The organism is Novosphingobium sp., from assembly GCF_030699305.1.
Taxonomy (GTDB): domain Bacteria; phylum Pseudomonadota; class Alphaproteobacteria; order Sphingomonadales; family Sphingomonadaceae; genus Novosphingobium.
Map to the genome: position 1 here is coordinate 214,092 of NZ_JAUYNB010000010.1, position 26,405 is coordinate 240,496.

The 26,405-nt window shown below is 67.9% G+C and carries 31 protein-coding genes; 26 read left to right on the forward strand and 5 right to left on the reverse strand.

Going from position 1 to position 26,405, the window contains the following annotated elements; genetic code table 11:
* Positions 1-25: 25 nt before the first annotated feature.
* The 3 genes from Q8Q53_RS03815 to Q8Q53_RS03825 all read left to right on the forward strand — a co-directional run bounded on the left by Q8Q53_RS03815 (position 26) and on the right by Q8Q53_RS03825 (position 4,467).
* A complete protein-coding gene (locus Q8Q53_RS03815; protein WP_305700424.1) occupies positions 26-229 on the forward strand; it encodes a DUF2093 domain-containing protein in 204 nt (67 codons plus the stop codon).
* A 29-nt stretch (positions 230-258) separates the two neighbouring features.
* Positions 259-1,113, forward strand: a complete 855-nt coding sequence (locus Q8Q53_RS03820) for a M23 family metallopeptidase (RefSeq protein ID WP_371136514.1) — start codon at positions 259-261, stop codon at positions 1,111-1,113.
* 306 nt (positions 1,114-1,419) lie between these two features.
* Positions 1,420-4,467 carry a TonB-dependent receptor domain-containing protein gene (locus Q8Q53_RS03825; protein ID WP_305700426.1) on the forward strand — a complete coding sequence of 1,016 codons (3,048 nt, stop codon included), beginning with the start codon at positions 1,420-1,422 and terminating at the stop codon, positions 4,465-4,467.
* A 112-nt stretch (positions 4,468-4,579) separates the two neighbouring features.
* Here the strand turns inward: Q8Q53_RS03825 and Q8Q53_RS03830 are convergent, their stop codons facing one another.
* Positions 4,580-5,602, reverse strand: coding sequence for a hypothetical protein (locus Q8Q53_RS03830; RefSeq protein ID WP_305700427.1), 1,023 nt, complete (start codon positions 5,600-5,602; stop codon positions 4,580-4,582).
* Positions 5,603-5,679: 77 nt separating this feature from the next.
* Between Q8Q53_RS03830 and Q8Q53_RS03835 the strand changes: the two genes are divergently transcribed.
* Together Q8Q53_RS03835 and Q8Q53_RS03840 are read left to right on the forward strand one after the other, a co-directional pair.
* Positions 5,680-6,864, forward strand: coding sequence for an aspartyl/asparaginyl beta-hydroxylase domain-containing protein (locus Q8Q53_RS03835; protein ID WP_305700428.1), 1,185 nt, complete (start codon positions 5,680-5,682; stop codon positions 6,862-6,864).
* Positions 6,865-6,956: 92 nt separating this feature from the next.
* On the forward strand, positions 6,957-7,259 hold the full coding sequence (locus Q8Q53_RS03840) for a hypothetical protein (protein ID WP_305700429.1): 303 nt from the start codon (positions 6,957-6,959) through the stop codon (positions 7,257-7,259).
* 15 nt (positions 7,260-7,274) lie between these two features.
* Here Q8Q53_RS03840 and Q8Q53_RS03845 read toward each other — a convergent pair whose 3' ends face one another.
* Positions 7,275-7,808, reverse strand: coding sequence for a hypothetical protein (locus tag Q8Q53_RS03845; RefSeq protein ID WP_305700430.1), 534 nt, complete (start codon positions 7,806-7,808; stop codon positions 7,275-7,277).
* 126 nt (positions 7,809-7,934) lie between these two features.
* On the opposite strand from Q8Q53_RS03845, the gene Q8Q53_RS03850 reads away from it, so the two are divergent.
* Positions 7,935-8,933, forward strand: a complete 999-nt coding sequence (locus Q8Q53_RS03850) for an esterase-like activity of phytase family protein (RefSeq protein ID WP_305700431.1) — start codon at positions 7,935-7,937, stop codon at positions 8,931-8,933.
* Between the two features lie 114 nt (positions 8,934-9,047).
* Here Q8Q53_RS03850 and rpmB read toward each other — a convergent pair whose 3' ends face one another.
* The gene (gene rpmB, locus Q8Q53_RS03855) at positions 9,048-9,332 is read right to left on the reverse strand and encodes a 50S ribosomal protein L28 (RefSeq protein ID WP_305700432.1); all 285 of its coding nucleotides are present in this window, start codon (positions 9,330-9,332) and stop codon (positions 9,048-9,050) included.
* A 112-nt stretch (positions 9,333-9,444) separates the two neighbouring features.
* On the opposite strand from rpmB, the gene Q8Q53_RS03860 reads away from it, so the two are divergent.
* Positions 9,445-9,900 (forward strand): nucleoside deaminase, encoded by a 456-nt coding sequence (locus Q8Q53_RS03860; RefSeq protein ID WP_305700433.1) that lies wholly within the window; start codon positions 9,445-9,447, stop codon positions 9,898-9,900.
* A 37-nt stretch (positions 9,901-9,937) separates the two neighbouring features.
* Positions 9,938-10,723, forward strand: coding sequence for a GDSL-type esterase/lipase family protein (locus tag Q8Q53_RS03865; RefSeq protein WP_305700434.1), 786 nt, complete (start codon positions 9,938-9,940; stop codon positions 10,721-10,723).
* On the opposite strand, the gene Q8Q53_RS03870 is transcribed toward Q8Q53_RS03865, so the two are convergent.
* Positions 10,720-11,370 (reverse strand): glutathione S-transferase family protein, encoded by a 651-nt coding sequence (locus Q8Q53_RS03870; protein WP_305700435.1) that lies wholly within the window; start codon positions 11,368-11,370, stop codon positions 10,720-10,722. The two genes, Q8Q53_RS03865 and Q8Q53_RS03870, sit on opposite strands and share 4 nt — an antisense overlap.
* Positions 11,367-12,008, reverse strand: a complete 642-nt coding sequence (locus Q8Q53_RS03875) for a YqaA family protein (protein ID WP_305700436.1) — start codon at positions 12,006-12,008, stop codon at positions 11,367-11,369. The genes Q8Q53_RS03870 and Q8Q53_RS03875 overlap by 4 nt, the downstream gene beginning before the upstream one ends.
* Before the next feature lie 206 nt (positions 12,009-12,214).
* Between Q8Q53_RS03875 and Q8Q53_RS03880 the strand changes: the two genes are divergently transcribed.
* From Q8Q53_RS03880 to Q8Q53_RS03965, 18 genes are all read left to right on the forward strand, one after another.
* The gene (locus tag Q8Q53_RS03880) at positions 12,215-12,763 is read left to right on the forward strand and encodes a hypothetical protein (protein WP_305700437.1); all 549 of its coding nucleotides are present in this window, start codon (positions 12,215-12,217) and stop codon (positions 12,761-12,763) included.
* Entirely contained in the window at positions 12,750-14,072 is a 1,323-nt protein-coding gene (locus tag Q8Q53_RS03885; protein WP_371136499.1) for a DNA-packaging protein, read from the forward strand. The genes Q8Q53_RS03880 and Q8Q53_RS03885 overlap by 14 nt, the downstream gene beginning before the upstream one ends.
* Before the next feature lie 67 nt (positions 14,073-14,139).
* Entirely contained in the window at positions 14,140-15,282 is a 1,143-nt protein-coding gene (locus tag Q8Q53_RS03890) for a phage portal protein (protein WP_305700438.1), read from the forward strand.
* Positions 15,283-15,288: 6 nt separating this feature from the next.
* The gene (locus Q8Q53_RS03895; RefSeq protein ID WP_305700439.1) at positions 15,289-15,597 is read left to right on the forward strand and encodes a DUF6127 family protein; all 309 of its coding nucleotides are present in this window, start codon (positions 15,289-15,291) and stop codon (positions 15,595-15,597) included.
* Entirely contained in the window at positions 15,594-16,004 is a 411-nt protein-coding gene (locus tag Q8Q53_RS03900; protein WP_305700440.1) for an HK97 family phage prohead protease, read from the forward strand. The genes Q8Q53_RS03895 and Q8Q53_RS03900 overlap by 4 nt, the downstream gene beginning before the upstream one ends.
* A 115-nt stretch (positions 16,005-16,119) precedes the next feature.
* Positions 16,120-17,256 (forward strand): phage major capsid protein, encoded by a 1,137-nt coding sequence (locus Q8Q53_RS03905; protein WP_305700441.1) that lies wholly within the window; start codon positions 16,120-16,122, stop codon positions 17,254-17,256.
* A 124-nt stretch (positions 17,257-17,380) separates the two neighbouring features.
* Positions 17,381-17,929, forward strand: a complete 549-nt coding sequence (locus Q8Q53_RS03910; protein WP_305700442.1) for a phage head-tail connector protein — start codon at positions 17,381-17,383, stop codon at positions 17,927-17,929.
* On the forward strand, positions 17,926-18,078 hold the full coding sequence (locus tag Q8Q53_RS03915) for a hypothetical protein (protein WP_305700443.1): 153 nt from the start codon (positions 17,926-17,928) through the stop codon (positions 18,076-18,078). The genes Q8Q53_RS03910 and Q8Q53_RS03915 overlap by 4 nt, the downstream gene beginning before the upstream one ends.
* A 5-nt stretch (positions 18,079-18,083) precedes the next feature.
* Entirely contained in the window at positions 18,084-18,485 is a 402-nt protein-coding gene (locus Q8Q53_RS03920; protein ID WP_305700444.1) for a DUF3168 domain-containing protein, read from the forward strand.
* A gap of 24 nt (positions 18,486-18,509) precedes the next feature.
* Positions 18,510-18,917: a phage major tail protein, TP901-1 family gene (locus Q8Q53_RS03925; RefSeq protein ID WP_305700445.1), complete on the forward strand. Its 408-nt coding sequence runs from the start codon at positions 18,510-18,512 to the stop codon at positions 18,915-18,917.
* The gene (locus Q8Q53_RS03930) at positions 18,914-19,240 is read left to right on the forward strand and encodes a gene transfer agent family protein (protein WP_305700446.1); all 327 of its coding nucleotides are present in this window, start codon (positions 18,914-18,916) and stop codon (positions 19,238-19,240) included. Before Q8Q53_RS03925 ends, Q8Q53_RS03930 begins: the two co-directional genes overlap by 4 nt.
* Complete coding sequence (locus Q8Q53_RS03935; protein ID WP_305700447.1) at positions 19,237-19,440, forward strand: phage tail assembly chaperone; 204 nt, start codon at positions 19,237-19,239, stop codon at positions 19,438-19,440. Before Q8Q53_RS03930 ends, Q8Q53_RS03935 begins: the two co-directional genes overlap by 4 nt.
* On the forward strand, positions 19,421-19,990 hold the full coding sequence (locus Q8Q53_RS03940) for a tail tape measure protein (RefSeq protein ID WP_305700448.1): 570 nt from the start codon (positions 19,421-19,423) through the stop codon (positions 19,988-19,990). The genes Q8Q53_RS03935 and Q8Q53_RS03940 overlap by 20 nt, the downstream gene beginning before the upstream one ends.
* 15 nt (positions 19,991-20,005) lie before the next feature.
* A complete protein-coding gene (locus Q8Q53_RS03945) occupies positions 20,006-22,342 on the forward strand; it encodes a DUF2460 domain-containing protein (protein WP_305700449.1) in 2,337 nt (778 codons plus the stop codon).
* Positions 22,339-23,160 carry a DUF2163 domain-containing protein gene (locus tag Q8Q53_RS03950; protein WP_305700450.1) on the forward strand — a complete coding sequence of 274 codons (822 nt, stop codon included), beginning with the start codon at positions 22,339-22,341 and terminating at the stop codon, positions 23,158-23,160. The genes Q8Q53_RS03945 and Q8Q53_RS03950 overlap by 4 nt, the downstream gene beginning before the upstream one ends.
* The gene (locus Q8Q53_RS03955) at positions 23,157-23,576 is read left to right on the forward strand and encodes a hypothetical protein (RefSeq protein WP_305700451.1); all 420 of its coding nucleotides are present in this window, start codon (positions 23,157-23,159) and stop codon (positions 23,574-23,576) included. Before Q8Q53_RS03950 ends, Q8Q53_RS03955 begins: the two co-directional genes overlap by 4 nt.
* Positions 23,577-23,588: 12 nt before the next feature.
* Positions 23,589-25,787, forward strand: coding sequence for a phage tail protein (locus tag Q8Q53_RS03960; protein WP_305700452.1), 2,199 nt, complete (start codon positions 23,589-23,591; stop codon positions 25,785-25,787).
* Between the two features lie 36 nt (positions 25,788-25,823).
* Positions 25,824-26,279: a DUF2793 domain-containing protein gene (locus Q8Q53_RS03965; protein ID WP_305700453.1), complete on the forward strand. Its 456-nt coding sequence runs from the start codon at positions 25,824-25,826 to the stop codon at positions 26,277-26,279.
* Positions 26,280-26,405 lie beyond the last annotated feature (126 nt).

Consider the following 26,405-nt stretch of genomic DNA (forward strand, 5'->3'; position numbering starts at 1 on the left):
CGCAAACCCCGGCTAGGGTGCGGCCATGCTGATGTCTCAATCCGATCGCGCCGCCACCCTGTTTTACCAGCCCAACGGCTTTCGCGTGCTGACGCCCGGCAAGTACGTGACTTGCGCCATGTCGGGGGAGCCGATCCTGCTCGACGCGCTGCGCTATTGGAGCGTGGATCATCAGGAGGCTTATGCCACGTCCGATCTTGCCAGCAGGCGGCTGCTGGGCGGGGCGTGACGCGCGCGCTGTCCCTGGCTGCGGGGGCGATGCTGGCCGCGCTGGCGGCGGGATTTGCGCCCGCGCTGGCAGGCTGGCGGGCCGATGCGGCAACTGCGGTGGATGCGGCCGGGCCGCTTGATCTGGCGCTGACCGGGGAATTGACCCAGGGCGGCTGGGCGCGCGGCACTGCGCCGCGCGGGGTTGCGGCGCTCAGCCTTGATGGCCGGCCCGTTGCCATTGCGCCGGATGGGCAGTTCCTGCTGGCGTTCGATCGCGATGCCGCCGGGCGGGCAGAGCTGGCGGTGCGGTTTGCCGATGGCCGAACCATGGCCCAGCCGCTGACTATCGCGCCGCGCGCCTGGCAGATTGAGCGGGTTGGCGTGGGCTTGCGCCCCGGCACCGCGCCCAGCGCCGAATGGGCCGCGCGGCGGGCGGGCGAACTCGCGCAGATCAAGGCGGCGCGCAGCGTGGATAACCCGGCGCAGGGCTGGCGGCAGCGGTTCATCTGGCCGGTCCAGGGACGGCTGTCAGGGCGGTTCGGATCGCAGCGGATCTACAACGGCACCCCCGGCAGCTATCATTCCGGGCTGGACATCGCGACCGGCACCAGCGGCACGCCGTTTGTTGCTCCGGCGGACGGGGTGGTGATCCTGGCGGCGCAAAGCCCGTTTTCGCTGGAAGGGCGGCTGTTGATGATCGACCACGGGATGGGCCTCAACAGCGCATTCCTGCACTGCTCCGAACTGGCGGTGAAGGTGGGTGACACGGTCCGTCAGGGGCAAACCATCGGCCGGATCGGCGCCACCGGGCGGGTGACGGGGCCACACCTGCACTGGTCGATCAAGTGGCGGGATTCCCGGCTTGATCCGCTGCTGTTTACCGGGCCGATGCCGTCACGCTGATGCAAATCCTGCTGCCGGGGCGGGTGGCCGACGAAAGGCGGAGCGCGCCACCTGCACCAATGTAAGTTGCGCAATTTTTGCAAAGCACGCAAAAATATTGCGCAAGCACCACTTGGCTGTGGCTTCACTGCCACAGCCATTCAAGCGAATGTTGCAGTTGCGTGAAAATGCTTTGCCCCGACACCCTTAGTTCGCCATTGCCCGCCCATCTGTCTGCCAGTGTGGCGGGGGTAATTCCCTGTTTGGCTGAAGGATGATCAGGAATCCGCGCTGACCTGTCAGCGGGATCTACAGAGGGACTGACCTGTGAACACCACCAAGAAATCGCTCCTTTCGAGCGCGACTTATCTTCAGTCGCTTGCGCTCGCGGGCGGCGCTGTTGCGCTGCTCTCATCGACCGCCGCCTTCGCGCAGAATGCTGCTGAAGAAGACGCCGCCAGCAATGACCAGACGATCGTCGTCACCGGCTCGCTGATCCGCAACCCCAACCTGTCGGCTTCGGCTCCGGTCGCCACCATCGGCGCCCAGGAACTGGAACTGCGCCAGTCGAACAACGCTGAAGAAGTCCTGCGCACCCTGCCGGGCGCCGTGCCCAGCATCGGTTCGTCGGTCAACAACGGCAACGGTGGTTCGTCTTACGTCAACCTTCGTGGTCTGGGTTCCAACCGCAACATCGTGCTGCTCGACGGCAACCGCATCGTCCCGGCTGACCTTGTTGGCCGCGTCGACCTCAACAACATTCCGCTCGCTCTCGTTCAGCGCACCGACGTGCTGACCGGCGGTGCAAGCTCGACCTACGGTGCCGACGCGATCTCGGGCGTGGTGAACTTCATCACCAAGCAGGACTTCGCTGGCATGGAAGCCACCGTTTCGGAACAGATCACCCAGCGCGGTGACGGCAACGTGTTCCGCGCCGACCTGACCATGGGCGCCAACTTCGATGACGGCCGCGGCAACGCCGTGCTGTCGCTGGGTTACCAGAACCAGAAGGAAGCCTATTTCGGCGGTGACCGTCCGTTCTCGACCGTGACGCTCGAATCGTATGACGAATTCTACGTCGCCGGCCAGGGTTCGTCGACCGCTTCGCCTTCGGCGCTCGACATCGGTGGTGGCCGTACCCGCCGCCAGGTCACTGCCAACGGTCAGGACATCAGCCCGTTCTATTCGGCCTTCAACTTCAACCCGTACAACGTGTTCCAGGTGCCGTTCGAGCGCTTCAACATGTACGGTCAGGCCCGCTATGAAGTGGCCGACAACATCGAAGTCTATGCCCGCGGCATGTACTCGAACAACACGGTCAACACGATCATCGCGCCGTCGGGCATCTTCGGTTCGTCGGTGACCGTGCCGGTTTCGAACCCGTTCATGACCGCCGCCCAGCGCACCTACCTTTGCGCCAACGCGGACACCAACACCGGTGTTGCCGGCAACCAGACCCTGACCGGTGCAGAATGCGCCGCTGCAGCTCTGGCCACCAGCCCGTCCGATCCGAACTACCGCGCCTTCACGTTCGGCCTGCGTCGTCGCACGACCGAAGTCGGTCCGCGCGTTTCGAACTACAACAGCCAGGTGTTTGATTTCCGTGCCGGCGTGCGGGGCAACATCACCGATGCGATCCAGTTCGACGTTTCGGCTTCGCATGGTGAATCGAAGAAGCTGCAGACCATTCAGGGCTATGTCCTGCTGTCGCGTGCCCGTCAGGCGCTGCTCGCCACCAACCCCAACACTTGCCTGACCAACACGAACGGCTGCGTCCCGCTGAACATCTTCGGCCCCGATGGCTCGATTACGGCGGCCATGGCTGACTACATCAGCGACAACGCTACCGTTCAGGAAAATACCAAGCTGGACCAGGTCAAGGCGATCATCAGCGGCGATACCGGCATTTCCTCGCCGTGGGCTGCGGAAGCGATCAACTTCGCGCTGGGTAGCGAATATCGTCGTTATGGCGCCCAACAGTCGTCGGACGTGCTGGCCAAGACCCCGGGTGAACTCGGCGGCGCTGGCGGTGCACAGCCGGACATCAAGGGTGGCTACGAAGTCTATGAAGGCTTCGGCGAAATCATCCTGCCGCTGGCTTCGGACAAGCCCGGCATCCACGAGCTGACCGTTGAAGCCGGGATCCGTCAGTCGCACTACAAGATTCAGGCTGCTGGCAACCCGACTTTCGACACCACCACCTGGAAGGTGGCCGGCACCTGGGCCCCGACCCCGGACTTCAAGATCCGTGGTAACTACCAGCGCGCCGTCCGCGCCCCGAACATCGGCGAACTGTTCTCGCCGGTTTCGACGGGCCTGACCAACCTCGGCACCGATCCGTGCCAGGGTTCGGCTCCGGTGACCAACGCCAACCTGCGTGCCGTCTGCCTTGCGCAGGGTGCTCCGGCGGCGGTGATCGGCACGATCCAGGCTCCGACCGCAGGTCAGGCCAACATCACCGGTGGTGGTAACACGGCAGTTGGCCCGGAAACGGCAACCACCTGGTCGGCTGGTCTGGTCTTCACCCCGGCGTTCCTGCCGGGTCTGTCGGGCTCGATCGATTACTACAACATCAAGGTGAAGAACGCGATCACCACGCCGACCCCGGCTGACCTGATCGCGGCCTGCTTCGGCTCGACCCCGACCAACCCGTCGGCTTCGGCTGCGACTTCGGCGGCTTGTACCGCTATCCGTCGCAACCCGATCACCGGCGGCCTCGACGGTGACCCGGCGACCACTGGCGGTCTGTTCGGCGCACTGTCGAACCTCGGCACGCTGGCGACCGACGGTATTGACCTGAACCTTGCCTACACGACCGGCATCGGCACCGTGTTCGGCCAGGAAGGGCGCCTGTCGCTGATGTTCAATGGCAACTACACCCACAGCTCGAAGTTCCAGGCGACCCCGACCGCCCTGGATCGCGAGTGCATCAACCAGTACTCGGTGAACTGCGGTTCGATCCAGCCGAAGTACTCGTTCAGCCAGCGCACCACGCTGGGCCTTGGCCCGGTTGACGTCTCGCTGCTGTGGCGCTGGGTCAACAAGGTGCGGTTCGAAGATCAGCAGCTCGCTGAAGATCTGGCCGCCGCCGTGGCCGGTGGTTGCACCGATCCGGCTGGTACCGACCCCGATGGCTGCATGATCGATCCGCGCTTCCGCACGATCAAGGCCTACAGCTGGTTCGACCTGACGACCCGCTTTGAAGTGTCGAAGAACTTCGACCTGACGATGTCGGTGTTCAACCTGTTCGACAAGAAGCCGCCGGTTGTTGGTGGCTCGGTCGGGTCGACCTCGTACAACGGTGGTAACACCTACCCGTCGTCCTACGACGCGCTGGGTCGCCGTTTCGCGGTGAGCGCTCGCCTGAAGTTCTAGTCTCTAGACTTCAGTCAAACCAATCGGGGGCGGGCAGCAATGCTCGCCCCCTTTTGTTTGGGGTGACGTTAGAGGCTGGTGCTGTGCGGAGTCGGTTGAAGGCGGGTTACCGCTACCCCAGCAGCGGGAGCGGCAGGTCCAGCGGCAACCCGTTGGCTTTGGCCACGGCCTGCGCCCAGATCACGACTTTGCCGATCTCGTCCTCATGCGCGCGGCGGGCATCGGCGTATTCGGCGGCGCGCTGGACGGTATCGAACGCCGCGCCGGATTTCGAATGGCGGGTAAAGGCGGGGCCAGCCGCCATCGCCGCCAGATCGTCCGCGCTGGCCGCCAGCCCCAGATGCGCCGCCGCCGCCGCCAGCACCGCTGCCGGATCGCCGGTCAGCACTTCGGAATCGAGCGTGCGCACGCGGGCTGGTCCCAGCTTGCCCGCCAGCCGGTGGAACAGCGCGTGCTGCGCCAGCCAGCCGGTCGCGGCGACTTGCAGGTCGCTTTGGCGGAAGTAATCGTTCGCGGTCATCCCCAGATCGACGACCTGATCGATCAGGAACCCTTCCAGCAATTCGCGCACCCACAACCGGCACCACAGCCCTTTGCGCACCACCGACACCAGAAACGTTTCCAGCGGCGCGTGAAGCAGGATTGCCGGGGCATCGCTGCGCAGCGCCAGCAGCAGTTCGGCCAGCGGGTTCAGGATGTTCGATGGCTTGACGATCACCCGCTCCCCCGGCGTGAACGGGCGGGCGAGCAGCCGGGTGGCCGCATCGGCCAGCCGCGCCACAGCCGCAGGCGGTGCGCCGCGCCGCCGAAAGCCGACCACATCGTTCAGCAGCACCGGCTCGCTCAGCCCCATGGCCAATCCCGGCCGGTCGAGCGCGGACAGCAGCAGCGTCGATCCGCAGAACGCCGAATGAAAGATAAAGCCCATTGGCCGGGGCGGCACTTCGCCCAGACATTCCGCCACGCCCAGTTCGCGGCGCGGGCGGTCCGCGCCCAGATATTCGTCGGTCAGGAACGGCGCGGTGCGGTGTTCCGCGCGGGCCACGTGCTGAAACGCGATCCGGTCTGCGCCTTCGATATGGCGGTGGGCCAGCCATGCGGCATCGGCAAGGTCGAAGGGCGGCGGTCCGGTCATTGGCCAAGCCTAGGGGGCGCAGCGCGGCGCCGCAACTCCCGCTTGCGGGGGCTTGGGTGCGGGCCTATCCCGCTGTAATGGCTCAAGCACCTGTCGATCCCGCCCATCTCGAACTCGCCCGCCAGCAGAACGCACTGGGCATGGCCGCGCTGCGCGCCGGTAACGGGCCGGAAGCTGCGGCCGCGTTCCGCCGCGCGCTCGCCGCCGATGCGCAGGCCGGGCCGCTCTGGCGCAATCTCGCCCACGCGCTGCGGCTGGCCGGGGATGACGCGGCGGAGCGGGACGCGCTGGACCATGCGCTGTCGCTCGACCGGACGGATTTTGTCGCGCAGCTGCGCAAGGCCCAGAACCTGGAACGCTGCGGGGCCGAGACCGACGCGCTGGCGGCATGGTCGGGCGCGCTGCAACTGGCGCGGGGCATCGCCAACCCGGTCCCGGGGCTGGACGATGAACTCGCTGCCGGGCGGCGCTTTGTGGCCGCCGTGCAGCAGCGACTGGGGGTCGGGGTCGATGCCGCGCTCGCCCCGCTGGAGCCGCAGCTCGATGAAACCGAACGCCGCCGGATTCGCGCCTTTGCCGATCACGCGCTGGGCCGCCGCCAGATTTTCGTCAACGAATGCGCCGGGGTCTATTACCCGTTCCTGCCCGCCGACGAATATTTCGACGCGAAGCACTTCCCGTGGTTTGCCCAGCTGGAAGCGGCGGCGGATGACATCCGCACCGAACTGCACGGGCTGCTGGCGGATAGAAACCCGTCGATCATTCCCTATGTCCGGCTGGATGAAGGCACCCCGGACAACAAGTGGACCGGCCTCAGCCATTCCTATGACTGGAGCGCCTGCTTTCTGTATGAATACGGCGTGCCCAACCAGCCGGTGCTGGACCGCTGCCCGAAAACCGCCGCGCTGCTGGCCCGGCTGCCGCTGGCGCAGATCCCCGGCAAGGCGCCCAATGCGTTCTTTTCCATGCTCAAGCCGCGCAGTGCGATCCCGCCGCACACCGGGGTTACCAACACCCGCGCGATCGTCCACCTCGGGCTGGACATTCCGCCCGATTGCGGGTTTCGGGTGGGCGGGGAAACCCGCGAATGGCAGGCGGGCAAGGCCTTTGCGTTCGACGATTCGATCGACCACGAAGCGTGGAACCACAGCGATGAACGCCGCCATATCCTGATTATCGACACCTGGAATCCGCACCTGACACCGCACGAACAGGACGCCATCGTCCGCTATTTCGCGGCGACGGACCAGTCGCTGGGCTGAATTGATCGACGAACGGCGCGGGCCAACGCTTGCTGCATTGCGGCAAGCGGGTTAGCATCCCGGCTTTCCTTCATGACGGGAGCGTACCCGCGATGTCCTTGTTGCTCGCCATCATTCTGACCGCCGGGTCGCCCGCCGCCGCCGAAGTGCCAGTGGCCGAACCCGCGCCCGACAAGATGACCCGCGCCGAAATTCGTGCGCACAATGGCAAGGTAGGTAACGCCCACCCGCTGTTCATCCGCTGCCGCCGCGACGTCGAAATTGGCAGCCTGGCCAAGGCCAAGACCGTGTGCCGCACCACCCGCGACTGGGCCGCCGCCGATTATGCCGGTAACCGCACCGCGCGCGATACCGTGCGCCTGATGCATGAAACAGCAGGTAACGTCGGCAACTGAGCCGCCGCCGCTGCGTTACTGGATGCGAATCACGCGGGCGTTCTGGCCCTTGCCGATCTTGGCGAAATAGCTGCCCAGTGATGCCGTCTCGATCAGAATCGGATCGCCGCGCTTGGCATAGGCGGGGCGTCCGGCGATCTGTTTCCAGCGCGCGCCATCGGCCAGCACGAAAATGAACTGGCCATCACGGGCGGTGTAAGTGCTTTCGATCGTGCTTTCGATCGCGGTCACATCCTCGCTGTCGCCGCCGCCGAACAGCTTGATCGTGGGGAGCGAGAGGCCGAACAGACCGCGCCGCGCCTCGCGCATGGTCGCGCGGTCGGCGATCACCAGATCCTTGGTGTCACGCGCGGTGGCCATGGCGCCGACGGTGCGATCATAGCAGGCGAGCCGTTCGGCTGCCTCGGCCACGCCCTTGCAGTCCAGCACGGCCTGGAACACCGGCGGCGGGGTGCTGGGCGGTTCCTTGTCTTTGGCGGCAGCCGGGGCGGCCAGCACGGCCAGCGCGGCACCCAGAATGGACAGGCGGATCGGGGGCAATCGGTTCAAGGGGTGCTCTCCATGCGTGGCCGGGTGGCGGTTCGCCCGATCCACGATGCCCGCCGAACCCGCCAGCGTCAATCATGTGCACGCGGCGCTTGCTTTGCCAGGCGGCGCCCCCCACACCCACAGACGATGCTGCGCCGCGTGATGATTGCCCTGCTGATAGTGGGACTGACCCCCGGTCTGTGGTGGCAGATGCCGCGTCCGACCCCGATTTACGAACAGCGAATCGCCGTGCGCGCGGTGGCGTTTGATCCTGCCGCTGCCCAGCTCGGCCCGCTGCGGCTGACGGGAGTATGGCAGGTCACCAGCGCGCATGAATGGTTTGGCGGCTATTCCGCGCTGTTGTCGGTGCGGCCGGGGCGCTTGCTGGCATTTTCCGATCGCGGCCATACGCTGGAGCTTGCGATCCCCGGCGTTGACGGCGGGCCGCCGCCCCGGATCGGATCGGCCGTAGGCGATCCTGCTGCGCTCAAGGCATCGCGCGACATCGAAGCGGCTACATATGATCCGCAAGCCGACGAGATTTTCCTGGCGATGGAGTTCCGCAACGCCATCACCCGCATGACGCCGGATATGCAGGACTGGCACATGGCGTTTCCGCGCCTGATGCAGGGCTGGTCCGGCAATCAGGGGCCAGAGGCGATGGTGCGTCTGACAGACGGCCGCTTTATCGTGCTGGGCGAGCTGAGCGAGGGCTGGCGCAAGCCCGATTCGCATCCATCGGTGCTGCTGGCTGGCGATCCGACGCGCGGTGCGCCGGTTGCGGAGCAGGCGTTCACGTTTACCGGCGATTCGGGTTACCGCCCAACCGAGATGGCGCAATTGCCGGATGGGCGGGTGCTGGTGCTGCAACGCAGGCTGCTATGGCCGTTTCCGCCGCGCTTTGCGGGCAGCATCGTGCTGGCCGATCCCGCCGATCTGCGTCCCGGCCAGGTCTGGCGCGGGACTGTCCTGACACAGCTGAAGCGGCCCTTGCCGGTCGACAACTTTGAAGGGCTGACGATCATCCCCGCAGCGGACGGCAAGGTTCAGGTCTGGTTGATAACCGATGACAACATGGCGGTCACCCAGCGCACGCTGCTGTGGCGGCTTGAGCTTGATCCGGCAGACCTGCCAGCGCGGCGCTGATTCAGCCGTCAATCCGGGATCATGGCGCCGGTCACAGCAAAAGGCGCGCAGCATCGCCGCACGCCTGTTGCATCCTGTCTGGCACCGGGCGCAGCCGCAGCTGCGCCGCAGCGATCAGGCAGCCTGCTTCTTGAACAGTTCGCGCTTAACCTTCAGCGCGGTGATCGACAGCTTGTCATCAGCCGTCTTGAGCAGCCAGTTATCCAGCCCGCCGACATGCTCAACCGAGCGCAGCCCGTGGGTCGATACGCGGAACTTGAAGCTGCGATCGAGCGCTTCGGACATCAGCGTGACGTTCTGCAGGTTGGGCAGGAACACGCGCTTGGTCTTGTTGTTGGCGTGGCTGACGTTGTGGCCTACCTGGCGGCCCTTGCCGGTCAGTTCGCAAATACGGGACATGGCTAAACTCGCTTCGAATTTCGTTACCGTTGCCGGGTGAAGGCGGGCGCTTAGCGATTCACCCTGCAAAGGTCAAGTTGCGTGAACGGGATCAGCACGGTAGCGCGGCGGCATGAACACCTGGCCCCTTCCGGAACCGATGGCCCATGCGCTGGAACAGGCCCGTGCCGGGGCTGCTGCGGGCGAAGTGCCGATTGGCGCCGTGATCGTCAAGGACGGCGTGATCATTGCCGCCGCGCACAACGCCCCGCGCGCCCTGACGGACCCCACTGCACACGCGGAAATCCTGGCGATTCGCGCGGCAGCACAGCGCCTGGGGAATGAGCGGCTGGACGGGTGCGAGCTGTGGGTCACGCTGGAGCCGTGCCCGATGTGCGCCGGGGCGATTGCCCATGCGCGAATCGGGCGGCTCTACTATGCTGCCGCCGATCCCAAGGGCGGCGCGGTGGAACACGGCGCGCGGGTGTTCGAACATGACCAGTGCCTGCACCGGCCGGACGTCTACACCGGAATCGGCGAATCGGTTTCGGCGGACCTGCTGCGCGCGTTCTTTCGCGCCCGCCGGTAGTTGACGTTCTGCCTGCGGCGGGAGCAAGGCTGCGGACATGAACCGCATCACCCCCTTCGCTGCACTGGCTTTCGCGCTGGTCGCCGTCCCGGCTCTGGCCCAGCAGACACCGCCGCCGCAGCCGCAGCCGGAACTGGCGATGGTGGACGATCCGTGCCCTGCGAACCGGGACGGGCTGTGGGCGCTGTCCGATTATGTGCTGAAGCATGACTGGCCGTGGCTGTGCCGCTACCGCGCGGAAAACGCAGCCTACAGCGCGGCGAATCCGGCCCGCGCGGTGTTCATCGGCGATTCGATCACCGAAGGCTGGGCGCGGACCGATCCGGCGCTGTTCACCGGCGGCGTGGTCGGGCGCGGGCTGAGCGGGCAGACCAGTCCGCAGATCCTGCTGCGGTTCTGGCAGGACGTGATCGCGCTGCACCCGCGCGTGGTGCACATCATGATCGGCACCAACGATATTGCCGGCAATACCGGGCCGACCTCGGTCGCCGCCTATCAGGCCAATATCCGCGCGATGGTGGATCTCGCCCGCGTCAACGGGGTGCGGGTGGTGCTGGGCAGCATTCCCCCGGCCCGGCGGATGGACTGGCGCCCCGGCCTTGAGCCGGCGCCGCGGATTGCGCAGCTCAACCGCTGGCTGCGTGAGTTCGCGGACGCGCAGGGACTGGTCTATGCCGATTACCATAGCGCGCTGGCGACGCCTGACGGCGCTTTGCGGCCCGATCTTGGCAAGGACGGGGTTCATCCCGGAGCGCCCGGCTATGCCCTGATGCGCCCGATTGCCGAACGCGCTCTGGCCGAAGCCGAAGCAGCTTACCCTTAACCCAGCGGGTTGGTTTCACCCGGCTGCGATCCTTGCGCGGCCTTGGCGCGCTGGAACGCGGGGCGCTGGCTCAGCCGGTCAAGATAGGCGGCCATGCCGGGAGTGACCTGCGCTTCCAGTCCGATCGATTGCGCCAGCATCACTGCATAGCCGACCGAGATGTCCGCCATCGTGAACCGCCCGGCAGCGGCGTAATCCCCGTCCAGCATCGTTTCGGCATTGCGCAGCCGCGATCCGAACCACTGGGCGTAATCCTCTGCCGCCTGCGCCACGCGCCGCTCCGGCGGCTCCAGCTGGGTATAGCGCAAGTGGATCGTCTGCGGGAACGTCAGCGTCGCCTCGCCCATGTGCAGGAAGTTGAGGTAAGCGGCATAGCCTGACTCATCCGGGGCGACCGCCAGATCGCTCGGCCCGAACCGGGTGGCCAGGAAATGCGGGATCGCCGCGCTTTCGGTCATCAGCTGGCCATCGACGATCAGCGCCGGGACCGTGCCCAGCGGGTTCACATCGCGGTAGCCCTCGACGAACACGCGCGGGGGAAAGCGCATCAGTTCGAGGGCATAGGGCAATTCCAGCTCTTCCAGCGCCCACAAGGCCCGGAACGAGCGGGCATCGCGGCAGTGATAGAGCTGGATTTGCCCCGTCACTTGCCGATGTCCGCCATGGTGGCCAGCTCGCACTTCTCGTTGCTCTGCTTGGCATCGCCGCCGACAAGCGCCAGCGCGATGAACCCGGCAACGATCAGCACGCCGAACAGCGCGGTCAGCAGGCCCAGGTACTTGTCGATGAACGCCTTGATCGGCGTACCGAACAGCCGGAACAGGATGCCTACGCCCAGGAAGATCGTGGCGCGCCCGGCAATGCTCGCCAGGATGAACGGCACCAGCGCCATTTCGATGAACCCGGCGGTGATCGTCAGCAGCTTGAACGGGATCGGGGTGGTCCCGGCGATGATGATCACCTCGACGTCATATTCGCGCAAGTAGCACGCCGCCTTGGGGAAAGCCTCGGCCAGACCCAGGCCGGACAGGATCACCGCGCCAACCGCTTCATAGAGGAAATAGCCCAGCGCATAGCCGAACAACCCGCCGATCACCGAAGCAGCCGTGGCAATCAGGCCAAAGCGCACGGCCTTTTTCGGTTCGGCCAGACACATCAGGCCGAGCAGCGGGTGCGGCGGGATCGGAAAAAAGAACGCTTCGATGAAGCAGAAGAACGCCAGCCAGCGTTCGGCGTGGCGGTGGGCGGCCTTGGCCATGGTCCAATCGTAAAGGCTGCGCAGCATGAATGCTCCCTTGAGCGTAGCGATAGTGGCGCTTGCTTATAGAGCGTGCCGCACGGCGACAAGCGCACTTGCGGAATAACCAAATGGGTTAAATACGCTTGACATCGTCACGCTATTTCGGTACATATCAGGAACATCGCGACAGACCGATTCGGCCGGGCAGGCCGCATCGCTCCATCCGCTTCCAGCCAGCAGGAACCCTCAGCATGACCAAGGCGATTTCTCCGCCCGGCGTCCCCGTGCCGGTCCGGACCCCGCGTTCGCGTGGGCGGCGGATCAAGCTGGCCCCCGCCTTGCGCGCCGCCGCAGGCGAAACGTCGCTGAACAAGCACTGGCGGACCTATTTCCTGGCCGCGCTGGTCGAAACGTCGTGCGTCAAGGCGTCGGCGGCGGTTGCCGGAATATCCCCGACTCGGGCCTATCGCGCCCGGCGCGAGGATCCGGCCTTTGCCGCACAGTGGCGCACCGTGCTGGCGGAAGGGTATGAGAACCTGGAGCTGGAACTGCTCGCCTATCTGCGCAATCCCGATCCGGCGCGGAAGCTGGACGTTGCCAATGCGCTGCGGCTGCTCGCCCACCACCGCACCGCGAAGGCCGAACAGCGCGCGCCGACGGATGACCGCAGCGAACAGGAAGTGCTCGATTCGATCGACGCCATGATCGACCAGATGCGCGAACGCGCCGCCGCCAACGCGGCCTTGCTGGCCGAACCGGACGGTGACCACGGCGGGGAGGGCGAACTTGGCGCGGATTGACCGCGGGGCCTATCTCGCCGGTCTCGATCCGCCCGAACGCCGCGCCGCACTTGTCCGCCTGCCCGACCGTGAGCGCCAGGCGCTGCGCACGCATTGGCATTTGTGGGCGCACGATGGCCAGATTGCCCCGCCGGGGGACTGGCTGGGCTGGCTGATCATGGCCGGACGCGGGTTCGGCAAGACCCGCGCCGGGGCCGAATGGGTTCGCTTGGTGGCGCGCGACGATCCGGAGGCGCGGATCGCGCTGGTCGGCGCTTCGCTGGTCGAGGCCCGCAGCGTGATGGTCGAAGGCGAAAGCGGGCTGCTGGCGATCGCGCCGCGGGGCGATCGCCCCCGGTTCGAACCGTCGAAGCGCCTGCTGACCTGGTCGAACGGGGCGCAGGCGACGCTCTATTCCGCCGGGGAGCCGGAAAGCTTGCGCGGCCCCCAGCACAGCCACGCCTGGTGCGATGAAATCGCCAAGTGGGGCGGCCCGGCGGGGCAGGCCGAGATGGCGTGGGATAACCTGCTGCTCGGCCTGCGGCTGGGATCGCGCCCGCAAGTCGCAGCCACGACCACCCCGCGCGCGGTGCCGCTGCTGCAGCGCCTGCTGAAGCATCCGGATGTCGTGGTGACGCGCGGCTCCACGTTCGACAACCAGTCCAACCTGCCGACCCGCTTCATCCGCGCGGTGCGCCGGGAATACGGCAAGTCGCGGTTGGGGCGGCAGGAACTGGACGGCAAACTGATCCTCGACCTGCCCGGCGCACTGTGGACCCGCGCCGGACTGGAAGCCGCCCGCGAGGCTGCGCCGTCAGCGCCGCCGGTACGGATCGTGATCGGGGTGGACCCGCCCGCTTCGGCGGCGGGCGACGCCTGCGGGATCGTGGTCTGCGCGCTGGGCGAAGATGGCGTGGGGCGCGTGCTGGCCGATGCCACCGTGGCGAAAGCCAGCCCGGAACGCTGGGCGCGGGCGGTCGCACAGGCAGCCCATGCCTGGCAGGCCGACCGCGTGGTCGCCGAAGCCAATCAGGGCGGGGCGATGGTGGAAAGCGTGCTGCGCGCCGCCGACATCGCCCTGCCGCTGCGGCTGGTCCACGCCAGCACCGGCAAGGCCGCCCGCGCCGAACCGGTCGCCGCGCTTTATGAAGCGGGGCGGGTCCGCCACGTCGGCCAGTTCCCGCAGCTGGAAGACGAGCTGTGCGGGCTGATCGCGGGCGGCCGCTACGAAGGCCCCGGCCGCTCCCCCGACCGCGCCGACGCGCTGGTCTGGGCCATGACCGAACTGCTGCTGGGCAAACGCGGCCAGCCGCGCGTGTGGCTCGGCTGAAGTCACCGAATACGCCATCCACCAAACCCCCGCCACACGCGGTCGGGGTGTTGTCGAAAGGCCTCTCATGTCGTTCTTCCAAAGCCTTGCCGCTGCCTTCAAGGGCGGGGCGCAGAGCCGTGTGCCTTTGGCGCGCAACTTTTCCTCGCCGTGGTTCTTTGCCGAAGGTTCGGCGCGGGGACCGTTCGAATACACCGGAGCGGTGCGCCGGGCCTATCTCGACAATCCGGTGGCGCAGCGCGCGGTGCGACTGGTGGCCGAGGGGATCGGCGGCGCGCCGCTGACGCCTACCGATCCGGCGCTGGCCGGGCTGGTCCGCGCGACCAGTGCCGGGCAATCGCTGCTCGAAACGCTGGCCAGCCAGTTGCTGCTGCACGGCAATGCCTATGTCCAGGTGGTCAAGGATGCCGCCGGACGTCCGGTCGAGCTGTTCGCGCTGCGGCCCGAACGGATCAGCGTGATCGCCGGGGCGGATGGTTGGCCCATGGCCTATGGCTACAAGGTCGGCGACCGGTCGCTGACGATCCCGGTGCTGGACGAGGACGCCTCGCCCAACCTGATCCACGTGCGGCACTTTAACCCGGCGGACGATCATTACGGCGCGGGCTGCCTCTCGGCGGCGGATCAGGCGGTGGCGACCCACAACGCCGCGGCGGAATGGAACCGCACCCTGCTGGAAAACGCGGCGCGGCCGTCGGGCGCGCTGGTCTATGATCCGGGCGACGGGGCGGGGCTGACCGCCGACCAGTTCGACCGGTTGAAGGCGGAACTGGCGCGAGCCTATTCGGGCCTGACCAATGCCGGGCGGCCGATGCTGCTGGAAGGCGGGCTGAAATGGCAGTCGCTCAGCCTGTCGCCCGCCGACATGGACTTTGCCGCCCTGAAAAGCGCTGCCGCGCGCGATATCGCGCTGGCGTTCGGGGTGCCGCCGATGCTGCTGGGCCTGCCGGGCGATGCCACCTACGCCAACTACCGCGAGGCGAACCGCGCACTGTGGCGGCTGACGCTGCTGCCGCTGGCGGGCAAGCTGCTCGGCGCGCTGGCCGAAGGGTTGCAGGTCTGGTTTCCCGATGCCGCGCTGGCGATCGACCTCGATCAGGTGCCCGCGCTGGCCGAGGACCGCGAGCGGCTCTGGGCGCAAGTCAGCGCGGCCGATTTCCTCAGCGACGCGGAAAAGCGCGCGCTGCTTGGCCTTCCCCCTGCGGAGTAACCCCGGATGAACCGTGAAGACATGCTTGCCCGCCTGCTTGCGCAGGCGGCGGACGAAGGCGCTGACCTGGTCACCTTGCGCGCCGTGGTGGAAGAAGCCAGCGAACTGGGCGCGAACCGCGTGCTGGCCCGCATGGGGCTGGATGATCCCGCCGCGCATACCGATCTGTCGGAACTGCGCGAACTGCTTCAGGCGTGGCGCGATGCGAAGGCCAGCGCGTGGCAGGCGGCGATCGGCTGGGCGGTGCGGGGCGTGCTGGCGCTGCTGCTGATGAGCATCGCCTGGCGGCTGGGCGTGGTGGAGCTGCTGAAGTGACGCCCCCTGCAACAACCCTGCGGTTTGCAGGCTACGCGGCCTTGTTCGATCAGCGCGATGCCGGACGCGACACCATCTTGCACGGCGCCTTTGCCCGCACGCTGAAGGCGCGCGCCGAACCGCTGCCGCTGTTCTGGCAGCACCGCCCGGACCAGCGGATCGGCTGGATCGAGCAGGTGATGGAGGATGCGCGCGGGCTGCGCGTGATCGCCACCATCGACAACCCGGCTGGCGGCGCGGCGGCGGCGCTGAAGCGCGGCGCGGTCACCGGCCTGTCGTTCGGCTACCGCGCCCGCGCCTTCACGCGCAGCGCGGCGGGACGTGATCTGCAGGACATCGACCTGTTCGAAGTCAGCCTGGTTACCCACCCGATGCAGCACGGCGCGCGGGTTCATCTGATTGCCTGACGCCGGGGCGCTGCCCCGCACCCAGCAGGCCCTCCCCCTGACCCCTCCCGCAGGCGGGAGGGGAAATCCCGGTGTTCCGGCCTTCGGCGGAACGATTCACAAGAAAGGCTACCCCATGGAAAATACCCTGCCTGCCGAGGCGCTCGACGCTTCGTTCGATCTGGTCGCGCGTCAGGACGCCGCCGACGCCGCGCTGGGTGCGCTGCGTTCGGACGTGGAAGAAGTGAAGTCGCGGCTCGAACGCGTCAGCCGCGCCGCAGCCCGCCCGGCGCTGTCGGGCGCTGCCCAGCCCAGCCCGGAACTGAAGGGCTTCGTCGATGGCTATCTGCGGTTCGGGCGCGAGGCGGAGCTGAAGTCGGTGTCGGGCGCAGTGCTGGCCGATGGCGGCTTTGCCGTCCCGCGTGAAATCGACGCGATGATCGCCGCCCAGCTGAAGGCGATCAGCCCGATCCGCGCCATCGCCCAGATCGTGCAGACCGGCACGGCGGGCTATCGCAAGCTGGTCAGCACCGGCGGCACCGCATCGGGCTGGGTCAGCGAAGTGGCCGCGCGGCCCGAAACGAACACCGCCAAGTTCAGCGAAATCGCCCCGCCGATGGGTGAACTCTATGCCAACCCTTCGGCCACGCAGGCGATGCTGGACGACGTCGATTTCGATCTGGAAGCCTGGCTGGCGAGTGAAATCGCGACCGAATTCGCCCGCGCAGAGGGTGCGGCGTTCATCACCGGCAGCGGCACCAACCAGCCGCTCGGTTTCCTGTCCGCCCCGACCGCGACCACCGGCGATGCCAGCCGCGCGTTCGGCACGCTCCAGTTCCTGGGCAGCGGCCATGCCAGCGGGTTCGATACCGCGCCCGAACTGAAGCTGATCGATCTGGTCCATGCGCTGAAGTCCGGTCACCGTCAGGGCGCGACGTTCGTGATGAATTCGAAGACGCTGGCCGCCGTGCGCAAGTTCAAGACCGCCGACGGTGCGTTCCTGTGGCAGCCGGGCCTGCTGGAAGGCCAGCCCGCGCGCCTGCTGGGCTATCCGGTGATCGAGGCCGAGGACATGCCGGATGTCGCCGCGAACGCCTATCCCATCGCGTTCGGCAACTTCCGCAACGGCTATCTGATTGCCGAGCGCAAGGTCACCACGATCCTGCGCGATCCGTTCACCAACAAGCCGTTCGTGAACTTCTACGCCACCAAGCGCGTCGGCGGCCAGGTGCTGGACAGCGACGCGATCAAGCTGCTGCGCATCGAGGCGTAAGGCTTTGCCTTGCGGCACCGGGCCGGTGCCGCCTGCGCCGTCAGGCGCAGACAACGCGCCCGCGCCGTTCCTCCCTTGCGGCGCGGGCGCACCCTTTTTCTGATCCTCAACCACGGAGACCGCCATGCAGCGGGCAATCATCACGCCGGCCGTGCTTCCCCCGGCGGCGCTCACCGAACTGAAGGACTGGCTGGGCATCACTACCAGCACCGACGATGCGCAGCTGACCAGCCTGCTGCGCGCCGCCCTTGACCTGTGCGAAGGCTTCACCGGCAGCATGCCGCTGCAACAGGTGTGCGAGGCGGTACTGCCGGTCTCCGCCGGCTGGCAGGATCTGCCCGCCCGCCCGGTTCAGGCGATCACGCTGGTGGAGGGCATCCCGGCCGAAGGCGCGCGCTTTGCCGTGCCGACCGCTGACTATGCGCTGGACCTGACCGCCGATGGCGGGGGCCGGGTGCGGGTGCTGAACCCCGGCGCGGCAGGGCGCATCGCGGTGCGCTTCAGCGCTGGCCTTGCCGCCGACTGGAGCGCCCTGCCCGAAGCCCTGCGCCACGGCGCGGTGCGGCTGGCCGCGCACCAGTATCGCCAGCGCGAGGGTGCGGAGGATGGCGCAATGCCGCCCGCCGCTGTCGCCGCGCTGTGGCGGCCGTGGCGCAGGTTGCGGCTGGCATGACCGGCTTTGCCGATCTTGCCGCCCGCCTGACCCAGCACGCCGCCCGGATCGCGCTGGCCCGGGCTGAAACCCGCCGTCTGGCGCAGTCCGATCCGGCGGTGCGCTGGCGCAAACCGGGGCTGCTCTGGCCCCGCTTCACGAAAGGATAAGCGCGATGGAAATCCCCCTGCGCGCCAGCCTGATCGCCTGGCTGGCCGCCGATCCGGCGCTGTCCGGCCAACTCAACGCCATTGTTGAGGAAGCCCCCAGCCGCACCGCACTGCCGTGGCTGGCGCTGGCTGCCAGCGCCAGCGCCGACTGGAGCTGCAAGGACCGGGCAGGCCGCGAAGTGCGCGCCGCGCTGGAACTGCACTGCCGGGGCGACCGGCCCGATGCCGCCGCCGCGCTAGTGGCCGCGATCGAGGCGTGCGTGGCCGCGTTTCCGGCGGCGCAGACGGGCTTTCGCGTGGTGACCGCCACGTTCCTGCGCGCCCGCGCCGAACAGCGCGCGGCGAACACCCGCGCCATCCTGCTCGAATACCGCTTCCGCGTGCTGGCTGACCAGGCCGCCCCTTAATCCCCTGTTTCAAGGAGAACCATCATGACCGCCCAGAAAGGCAGCGCCTTCCTGCTCAAGATTTCGAACGGCGCGACCCCGCCGGTTTACAACACCGTCGCCGGACTGCGCACCACGCAGCTGTCGATCACCGGGGATACGGTGGTGATCACCTCCAAGGAAAGCGGCGGCTGGCGCGAGTTGCTGTCGGGCGCGGGGGTGCGGCAGGTGTCGGTCAGTGCCGCCGGGATTTTCCTGGGCAGCGCCGCCGAAGCGCAGCTGCGCAGCAACGCGATGGCCGGAACGCTCGACGATTATGAATTGAGCTTCGAGGACGGCGAAAAGCTGCGCGGGCGGTTCCTCGTCCAGAAGCTGGACTATGCCGGGGATTTCAACGGCGAGCGCAATTACACGCTCAGCCTTGAAAGTTCCGGCGCGGTGGTCCCGGCGTGAGCGCGGCCAATTCCTGGCGCGGCGAAGCCAGCCTGACAATCGCGGGCAGTGCGCGCGTGCTGCGCCCCAGCTTTGCCGCGCTGGTTGCGGCGGAGGAAGAGCTTGGCCCGCTGTTCGCGCTGGTCGAACGCGCCGGGGCAGGGCAGCTGCGGCTGGCCGAACTGGCGGCGCTGTTCTGGCACTGCCTCTCGCCGCAGGGTGGCCTGACCCGCGAGGCTGTGGGCGAGGCGGTGCTGGCGATGGGTCTGGCCGCCGCCAGCGCGCCCTTGCGCGTTGTGCTGGGACAGATCCTGCAGGGCGATGCGGGCCAACCTGCCGCATGACCCGCGCGTTCGGCCCCGGCGCGCTGCGGCTGGCGGGGCTGGCGGCGCGGGCGCTGGGCTGGCGACCGGACGAATTCTGGCAGGCGACCCCGGCGGAACTCGCCGCGATCCTGCTGCCCCCCGATGCCCCCGGCGAGCCGCTGTCTCGCCGCGACCTCAACCGACTGATGGAGCGCGACAATGACCGACCCGGTAGATAGCCTGCTGATCGATGTGCGCGCCAATACGCAAGGGTTTGCGCAGGATATCGCTGCGATGCGCAGCACCTTTGACGGCACGCTGGTCGATGGCTTCGAACGCGCGGGCACCGTGCTGGAACGCGGACTGCTGACCGCGATCCGCAAGGGCAGCCTGGGCTTCGATGACCTGAAGCGGATGGCCTTCAACGTGATCGACCAGATCGCTGCGCAGGCCGTTTCGGGCTTGTTCGCCGGAACCGGCGGCGGCGGCGGGGTGGGCGGTCTGCTCAACCTTGGCAGTCTGTTCGGCGCGGTGCTGGGCCTGCCGGGGCGCGCCACGGGCGGGCCAGTCTCGCCGGGGCGCGGCTATCTGGTGGGGGAACGCGGGCCGGAACTGTTCGTGCCGACCAGCGCGGGGCGGGTGGAAGCCAATTCCGGCAGCGCCGCGCCGCGCGATGTGCGCGTGTCGATCACCATCGCCCAGCCCGCCGGGGGCAGCGCCCCGCAGGCGCTGCAACGTTCCAGCCGCCAGGTCGCCAGCGCGGTGCGCCGGGCGCTCAGCGAACTTTGATCAGGGGATTCCACGATGGCTTACTGGCTTGCCGCCCGCCGCGAAGGGCAGGACGGCGACTGGATCCAGCGCTTCGATCCGCGCTTCTGGACCGTCAATTTCCCGCGCCCGATGATGGCCTCGGTCATCACCACCGCGCCCGATGCGCTGCGGGTGGATGCGGTGTTCCTGCGTGAAGGCGATCTGGCCGGACTGATCTGGGACAGCGCCGATACGCTCGATCACCCGCTGCTCGGCTATGCGACCGACCGGGATTATGCCCGCACCACGTTGCGGCTCCGCTGGCGCTCGGACGGCGTCCTGCCGCTCGATGCGGTGAGCGGCCCGACCCTGACGATCGAGGGGCGCGATGCTGCTGGAGCGATCCGCAGCTGGTATGTGCGGCTGTGGAACTATGCCACTGGCACGCCGACCGATGCCCAGATCGAACTGCCGTTTTCGGCGCTCAGCGGCGGATTTCTGCTGCCGGGGGAGGCCGATCCGGTCCATGCGTCCGCGATCGACCGGATGTTCATTTCGCTGGTTGCGCCGGGGTATGTCGCGGGCAGCACAGTGCCGCTCGCCGCCCCGGCGGAAGGGTGGGCGGAACTCTCCGCCATCCGCTGTGAGGGCGCGCGGGCGATGCTCGAACTGGGCGATGTGATCGTCCCGCCGCACGGCCTCGCCATGGCCAGCGCCTATGACGACGCCACCAACCAGACGCCCGCGCGGCTGATCCGGAATGCCCGCCAGCTGGGCTATCGCGGCAGCTTGCTCCACTATGTCGGGATGAGCCATTTCATGCGGCTGGGCGCGGCGGGTGAAGGGTTCCTGGCGCAGACCGGCGGCGATCCGCTGTGCGGTCCGGCGCGGGCCTGGCACCGGGCGTTCTTTACCGAGGCGTTGGCGGCGGGGTTTTCACCGATTGCCTCGCTGTCCTATGAATTGCTGGCGCAGCATTGCCCGGATGCGTGGCAGCAGCGCGCGGCGAACGGCGACCCGGCGCGGACCGGATGGAGCCCGCCTTCGGCGCTGCTTTCCCCCGCCAGCAGCTCCGCGATGGTCTGGCTGCAAGCGGCTGGCGCGGCCTTTGCGGACCTGATGCAGCAAGCGGGCGCGCCGGTGCGGTTCCAGATTGGCGAGCCGTGGTGGTGGATCATGGCCGATGGCCGCCCGTGCATCTACGACGATGCCGCCCGCGCCGCGCTGGGCGGCAATCCGGCGGTGATTGCGGACCTGCGCCAGCCGCTGAACGCGGCGCAGCAGACCTTGCTCGATGCCGCCGGGGCGCTGCTCGCCAGTTCAACCGCCGCGCTGACTTCCGCCGTGCGGGCGGCGGCTGCGCCCGCCAGCGCCGAAGTGCTGCTGCTGGTGTTCACACCCACCGTGCTCGACCCCGCCATGCCCGATCTGATCCGCGCAAACCTGCCGGTCGGCTGGGCCGCGCCCGCGTTCGACCGGTTGCAGGTGGAAGATTACGACTGGCTGACCGCCGGGGCCGATGCGTTCCGGCGCGGCGGCTATGCGCTGGTCAACCAGCGGCTGGGCTATCCCCCGGCGGCGCAGGATTACCTCGCCGGGTTCGTGCTGGACCCGGCGGATGCGGACCAGTGGCGGCGGATCGACGCCGGGCTGGATGAGGCCGCCACGCGCGGCGCGCACGAGCGCTTCGTCTGGGCGTTGCCCCAGGTCTGCCGCGATGGATACGTCCGCCTGCCCCTCTCTCAGAACGAGGACGATATGCTGCCTTTCGATGACGTCCCCTATCCGCTTGCGCTCGGCCGCGACGCGACGATCACGCCGGAATTTTCGACCAGCGTGGCCGTGACCGCATCGGGGTTTGAGCGGCGCAACAGCCTGTGGTCGAACGCGCGGCTGCGGTTCGATGTTGGCCCCGGCATCCGCTCCGAAGCGGAGCTGGGCACGCTGATTGCCTTTTTCCGGGCACGGCGCGGCGCGGCGCGGGGGTTCCGGCTGCGCGATCCATCGGATTTCAGCTCCAACGGGATGACCGGCGCGCCGACCCTGCTCGATCAGTTGCTGGGCACTGGTGACGGCGTGACCGCCAGTTTTCCGCTGCTGAAGCGCTATGGCGAAGGGGAGGCGGAGCAGCTGCGACGGATCACCCGCCCCCGCGCGGACAGCGTGCAGGTCAGCGTCGCTGGCGTGGTGGCAGCCGGCTGGGCGCTGGATGCGGGCGGCGTGATCACGCTCACCGCACCGCCCGCGCCGGGCCAGGCGGTGCGCGCCGGGTTCCTGTTCGACGTGCCGGTGCGGTTTGCCGAAGACCGGCTGGAAATCTCTGGTGCGGCCTTTGCCGCTGGCGAAGCGCCCAGTGTGCCGATCATCGAAATCCGCGAGGAACCGGCGTGAGCCGGGTCTGGTTCAGCCAGCCGCTGGAAACCGTCGCCACGTTCTGGCGGGTCTTGCGGCGCGATGGGGTGACGCTGGGGTTCACCACGCATGATCGCGACCTGTGGTTTGACGGGATCTGCCACCGGGCAACGCCGGGCATGGTTCCCTCGGCCATTCGCCGCTCGGCTGATTTCGAACCGGACAGCGCCGAAGTGCAGGGCGCGCTGAGCCATGATTCGATCGCGGCCACCGATCTGGCAACCGGGCGGTTCGATGGGGCGCGGGTGCTGATCGGGTTGGCCGACTGGCAAACGCGGGAGCGGCACATCCTGTATCGCGGCAGCATCGGCGCGGTCGCGGAACAGGCCGGGACGTTCACCGCCGCGCTGCAATCGCGCAAGGTCGAACTGCACCGCGATCCTGTTCCGCGGACCAGTCCCGGTTGCCGGGCGGCGTTCTGCGGACCCGGCTGCACGCTGTCGGCGGCGCGGTTTCTCCATGACATCGCGGTGCAGGCGGTCGATCCGGCCACGAATGCCCTGACCTTCACCGGCCCGGTCAGTGCAGCCGATCTGGTCGGCGGGCAGTTGCGCTGGCTGGATGGTCCGCTGGCCGGGATTGCCATGGGGGTGACCGGGTCGGTGGACGGCGCAATCGTGCTGGATCAGCCGCTCGATCTGGTTCCGCCCCCCGGCACCCCCGCGATTGTGCAGGAAGGATGCGATCGGACGCTGGCAACGTGCGCGGGGCGTTTTGCCAACGCGATCAACTTTCAGGGTGAACCATTTCTGCCGGGCAATGATCTGGTCGCCCGCTATCCCTCAGCCCAGCAATGACCGGGGCAGTAACTGGCGCGGACCTGGCGCGGGCGGCCAGCGGGCTGATCGGTGTGCGGTTCCTGTTGCACGGGCGCGATCCGGCCACCGGGCTGGACTGTATCGGCCTGCTGGCCGCAGCGCTTGCTGCCATCGGCCGCCCGGCCGTGCTGCCTTCGGGCTATGCACTGCGGATGCGCGATCTGGCCGGTTGGCTCCCGCCGCCCCGGACACTGGGGTTCACGTGCGCTGAGCGGCCGGTTGAACCCGGAGACGCGGTGCTGGTGCGGCTCGGCGCGGCCCAGCTGCATCTGGCGATTGCCGCGTCCGATGGCGGCTGGATTCACGCCCATGCCGGACTGCGCCGGGTGGTTCACCAGCCGGCGCTGCCCGACGGGGCAATCCTTCACCACTGGCGTCTGACGCCCTGCGATTGAAAGCGGATTTTCATGGCCACCTTGTTGTTCACTGCCATCGGCACGATCATCGGCGGACCGATTGGCGGTGCCATCGGCGCGCTGGCCGGGCGGCAGGTCGATGCGCTGATCTTTGCCCCCGGCCCGCGCGAAGGGCCGCGCCTGAACGAGCTGGCCGTCACGACCTCCAGCTATGGCATCGCCATCCCGCGCCAGTTTGGCCGGATGCGGGTGGCCGGGCAGATAATCTGGGCGACCGACCTGTCCGAACGGCGTGAGCAGCGCGGCAACGGCAAGGGCAAGCCCGCGACGGTCAACTACAGCTATTCGGCCTCGTTCGCGGTTGCCCTGTCGAGCCGTCCGCTGGAACGGATTGGCCGGGTCTGGGCCGATGGCAAGCTGCTGCGCGGTGCGGGCGGGGACCTCAAAGTCGCGGGGGCGTTCCGGTTCCACCCCGGCACGGGCGATCAGGCTCCGGACCCGCTGATTGCGGCGGCTGAGGGCGCGGGCAATTGTCCGGCGTTTCGCGGGTTCGCCTATGCGCTCTTCGAAGATCTGGACTTGTCGGAATACGGCAATCGCATCCCGGCACTGACGTTTGAAGTGGTGGCGGATTCGCGGACCCTGACCATGGCAGACCTGCTGGACGGAGTGGTTTCCGAAACCGATTCCGCCGTTCCGCTGCCCGCTGTTGCGGGGCTGACGGCGGATGGCTCTCCGGCCGAAATCCTGCAGGCGCTCGATCCGTTCTTCCCGGTTGATTGTGATGCCTGCGATGCATTGCTGGCGCTGCGCCCGGAGCGCAACCAGAGCGCGCCGATTCCGCTGCCGGAACCGGCCATATCCGATGATGCAGAGGATTTTGGCGGCAACGCCGGCTTTGCCAGCAAGCGTGCGCAAGAAGCCGATCAGCCGGTCGCGCTGCTGCGCTATTACGATGTGGACCGCGATTATCAGCCCGGCGCACAGCGCGCGGCCGGACGCCCGCTGCCCGGTCAGCCGCGCAGCATCGATCTGCCAGCCGCGCTGGATGCGGGAACTGCCCGCAGTCTGATCGAATATGCTGCCCGGCGCTCGCAATGGGCGCGGCATTCAATTGCCTGGCGCACCACGCAGCTCGACCCGGCGGTGCGGCCCGGCGCGCTGGTTACCCTGCCTGGCCGCGCCGGGTTGTGGCGGGTGCACGAATGGGAATGGCGCAGCCACGGGGTTGACCTGCTGCTGGTCCGCCGGATGCCCGATCTGGCGGAGGGCGGCAATTCCGGCGCTGGCAGCGCGGACCCGGGCCGGGCCAATCCGGCCCCTGACCTTGGCGGGGCGGCGACATTGCTGGCGGCGTGTGAACTGCCCTGGGATGGCAACCCGGCCACGCCGGTGCCGCTGCTGCTGGCCATGCCGTCCTCGGCCAGCCCGCATTGGGCGGGAGCCAGCCTGTTTGTCGACCACGGGGACGGGGTGCTTGTGTCGCTGGGGCCGTCCGGGCGCAGCCGGGCGACAATCGGCATGGCCGTCGGCGCGCTCCCAGTAGCCAGTCCGCTGCTGATCGATCGAACGAGCAGGATTACCATCGAACTGGCCGCCGATGACTTCACCCTGACCGATGCAACCCAGCGCCAGCTGGCCATGGGGGCGAATCGCGCGCTGGTGGGGCAGGAACTGATCCAGTTCGCCTCCGCCCGCGCACTCGGTGAGCGCCGCTGGGAACTGTCGGGCTTGTGGCGTGGGCGGGGCGGCACCGAAGCCGCGATTTCCGGACACCTGCCAGGCGATCGCTTTATCCTGCTCGACGGCAGCGGAACGCTGCTGGATCCGGGCGCGGTCGGCAGCGGGCCGCAAACTGTGGTTGCGGCCATCGGGCTGGCCGAAACCGAACCCGTCACGGCCGAAATCGCCCTGCGCGGGATCGGGTTTGCGCCGCCCGCACCGGTCCACGCGCGGTGGAGCGCGGCGGAGGGTGGCGGGGCGGCCCTGCACTGGGTTCGCCGCGCACGTGGCGGCTGGCACTGGGACAATTCGGCCGATACCCCGCTCAACGAACAGCTCGAACGCTACGAAGTCACGTTCGGTCCCGACAACAGCCCGCTGGCGCGTTGGGAAGTGACCGCCGCGACCCTGCCCCTGACCGATAGCGAGCTTGCCGGCCTCCGGCTGCTTGACCCGGCGGGCGCGTTCCACATCCGGCAACGCGGTGATCGCGGCATGTCGCTGCCGCTGCAGGCCAGTTTGCCATGACATTTCACTGCCAATTCGAATCTGGAAGGACCGCTGATGAGCGAACCATTGTTTGACAGCCGCACGCAGCGGCATGATCTGCCCTATCTGTTCGCCGGACAGGCGCAGAAGGAAGGCTTCGTGAACGAGGCGTTCGCCCGAATCGACGCGCTGCTGCACATGACGATTGAGGGCACCGCAAGCAGCCCGCCGGTTGCCGCTGCCGAGGGCGATTGCTGGCTGATCGGCAGCGAATCTACAGGCACGTGGTCCGGCCATGCTGGCGAGATTGCGGCGCTGGCGGGCGGAAACTGGCTGTTCTTCACGCCGCGCGACGGCATGCGCGTGCTGAACCGGTCGACCGGACAGGAACAGCGCTTTGCTGGCGACTGGTCGGCTCCGGACCGGCCCGCTGCGCCAACCGGCGGGACGACCGTCGACGTCGAAGCACGGGCCGCGCTGGTGGCGGTGATTGACTGTCTGACCGCTTCTGGCATCCTGCCCGCGAGCTGAATGATCGTCAGGTTGACCCGCTGCACCGGCCCTGGACGTGTCCGCAGAGCAGCCTGCCGGGCTGCTTTTCGACGAAGGCAGGCGCAGAATCGCGACATAATTGCAACAGATACGATCTTTGAACGC